Annotated in this window: 1 protein-coding gene; it reads left to right on the plus strand. The window is 48.1% G+C overall.

The window, feature by feature from the left end; genetic code table 11:
* The first annotated feature begins 333 nt into the window (after positions 1-333).
* On the plus strand, positions 334-2,982 hold the full coding sequence (locus RUMCAL_RS09760; RefSeq protein WP_021682640.1) for a CRISPR-associated helicase/endonuclease Cas3: 2,649 nt from the start codon (positions 334-336) through the stop codon (positions 2,980-2,982).
* Positions 2,983-3,011: the final 29 nt, after the last annotated feature.

The raw sequence follows: 3,011 nt of genomic DNA on the forward strand, positions 1-3,011 counted from the left end.
CTGTCGCACAATCTTTGTGCGGTATTGCCTTAGCTGATCGCCTGCAAAGCTGTCAGACTGATTTTATGCATACTTTTAATTTTTTTCAAACTTTTTTAGTTCTATCCATTTTGAAAAACTGGAGTTGTATAATCAAAGCATAAAGGCAATACCGCACAAAGCTTTACACAGCGTTTTCCAAAGGAATGCATGGCATCGGAAAATTTCGAAAAGCGTGTTGGATTTTGTCGAATCTTGTCGAATGTAAGAAATTTAGATGTTGACAAGTCGAACGAAATGTTGTATAATAAAGAACAACAGTAAAATACAGGATTGCAGGGAGGTGACAGACAAATGGATATGTCACGAATTTTGATTGCCAAAACGGGAAAGACTGCATCGGAGTGGCTCCCGCTGGCGGTGCATCTGGAAGATACGGCCGGGATCATGCAATGTATGATTCGGGATATGATTCCGCCGTCTTTTCCGGAATCCTGTGCCCTCTCTCCGGAGGCGTTTGAAAAAACAGCAGTTTTTTTGGCATATGTGCACGACATTGGAAAGGCAATGCTTGTGTTCCAATATAAGATCAGCAGAAATCTTCCGGAGATGCGGAGCCGTCTGGAGCATTTTCAGCTGCAATTTCCTGAAAGCTATGAAAAGGATAAAATCAACGTGATCCCCCATGCACAGGCAGGGGAAGAAATTCTGGTCACGCTGGGGTGCCCTGAAAGTGTCGCCGCTGTTGCAGGAGCACATCATGGCATGCCGTCAGAGCACATACAGAAGAATCTGATGCAGCCGCGAAGAAATATCAAATTCTACGAGAATTACTATGGCTATGCAGAGGGAAATGTATCTCTGCTTACCGAAACCTGGAATCACATTTTACAAAGGGCGTTGCAAATTGCCCGGATCGATTCGGTACAGGAGCTTCCGGTACTGACGAAACCGGCACAGATGCTGTTGTCCGGTCTGCTGATCATGGCGGACTGGATCGCGAGCAACACAGATTATTTCCCGCTGATTCCCACGGACGAGGACATTCCTGAAAATCCGGAAAGAATCGCTGATGCATGGGAAACGATCCAATTCCCCGAAATGTGGAAGTCTGCACGATTGGACTATTCCGATGCGGCGTTTCGCAAAAACTTTTCGTTTGCACCGCGTCTGGTGCAGACAGAGTTTCTGAACGTGATAAAGAACATAGAGTCACCGGGAATCTGTATTCTTGAGGCTCCCATGGGGTGCGGAAAGACGGAGGCTGCCCTTGCCGGAACAGAAATCCTCGCTGCGAAATGCCGGAAAAACGGTATGTTTTTCGGGCTGCCGACACAGGCAACTGCGAACGGCATTTTTCCCCGCATGATGCAGTGGGGCGAAAAGCAGTCCCAGAATTTCTACCATTCCATTCAGCTGAAACATGGCAGTTCCGCTTTGAATACCTGTTTTCAGAAAATTCAGAGAGGGATACCGGAACAGGAAACGGACAGCGGACTGATCGTGCACAGCTGGTTCTGCGATAACAAGAAAGCCTGTCTTGCCGACTTTGTCGTTGCAACGGTGGATCAGATGCTGATGATGGCATTGAAGCGAAAGCATGTGATGCTTTTGCACGTGGGCTTGTCTGAAAAAGTAGTCGTGATCGATGAAGTGCATGCATATGATGCGTACATGAACGAATATCTGGAAATGGCTCTCCAATGGCTGGGGTACTATAAAACGCCTGTGATCCTGCTGTCCGCGACGCTTCCGGCAAGCCGGAGAATGTCGCTGGTTCGTGCATACCTCGGAATCAGAGAATCCGAAAAGGCCTTTGAAAACGAAATGGGGTATCCGCTTCTGACGTGGACGGACGGAACTGAGATCCGGCAAAAAAGATTGACGTATCAGGGAGCACATACGCATGTTCAGATGCACCCATGTACAGAAGATGCTGTTCTGGCAGTGGTTCAGAATGTTGTAGAGCATGGCGGCTGCGTTGGCGTGATCGTGAATACAGTGAAACGTGCACAGACTTTTGCGGAAGAAATACGAAATCAGACCCATGCAAAAGTGCTTTTGTATCATGCACAGTTTATATTCCCCGACAGAACATTAAAAGAGCAGGCTCTTTTGAAAACTGTTGGGAAAGACAGCAGTGCAGAGGTTCGTCGCGGAACCGTTGTGGTCGGGACACAGGTCTTGGAGCAGTCGCTGGACATTGACTTCGATTTGCTGATCACGGACATTTGCCCTATGGACTTGCTTTTGCAGAGAATCGGCAGACTGCACCGGCATGCCTTTCGGGAACAAAGACCGGAAGTTGTGAAAACTCCGGTCTGCTATGTCATCATGGACGAACTGCATGGGGAAAATACCGCGTCTAAAAAGATATACGGCGATTTCCTGCTGCATCGAACAGAGGAAAACCTGCCTGAAAGCATTGTGCTTCCGGACGATATATCGCCCCTTGTGCAGGCAGTCTATACGTTTTCCGAGGACGATGCGATGTATCAGACATATCATAATCAACAGGAAATCCAAAAACGGCGTGCACGCTGTTTCCGGATCGGAAAACCTACGGGAAAAGATATACACCGGCTGTTGTCCCGCGATATAGAAGATAAAAATGAATGTGAAGTGGAGGCAGCTGTTCGGGACGGGATTTCTTCCATAGAAGTGCTGCTGATGCGGCGTATGAAAGACGGCAGCATTTGCTTCTTGCCCAATCAGCATGGCGGCAGGAAAACAGAGGCGTTTCCGGACGAGGCAGAGTGTCGAGAAATTGCAGAGCAGAAGCTGCGGCTGCCGACAGTGTTCAGCCAGAAGTGGAGCATCGACCGGACGATTCACGAACTGGAAAAGCAGTGTCTTCCCTATGTGGAAAATTGGCAGAATTCTCATTGGCTCAAGGGTCAGCTTGTTTTGTTTCTCGATGAGGAAATGAACGGGGAACTGATGGGATTCCAATTGCACTACAGTTTTGAAAATGGTCTGGAGTATTGGAAAGCTGCCGAATAGGGGCAATACCGCACAAAGAGCGTCTGGCG

Origin of the sequence: Ruminococcus callidus ATCC 27760, assembly GCF_000468015.1 — a bacterium.
GTDB classification, from domain to species: Bacteria; Bacillota; Clostridia; order Oscillospirales; family Ruminococcaceae; genus Ruminococcus_C; species Ruminococcus_C callidus.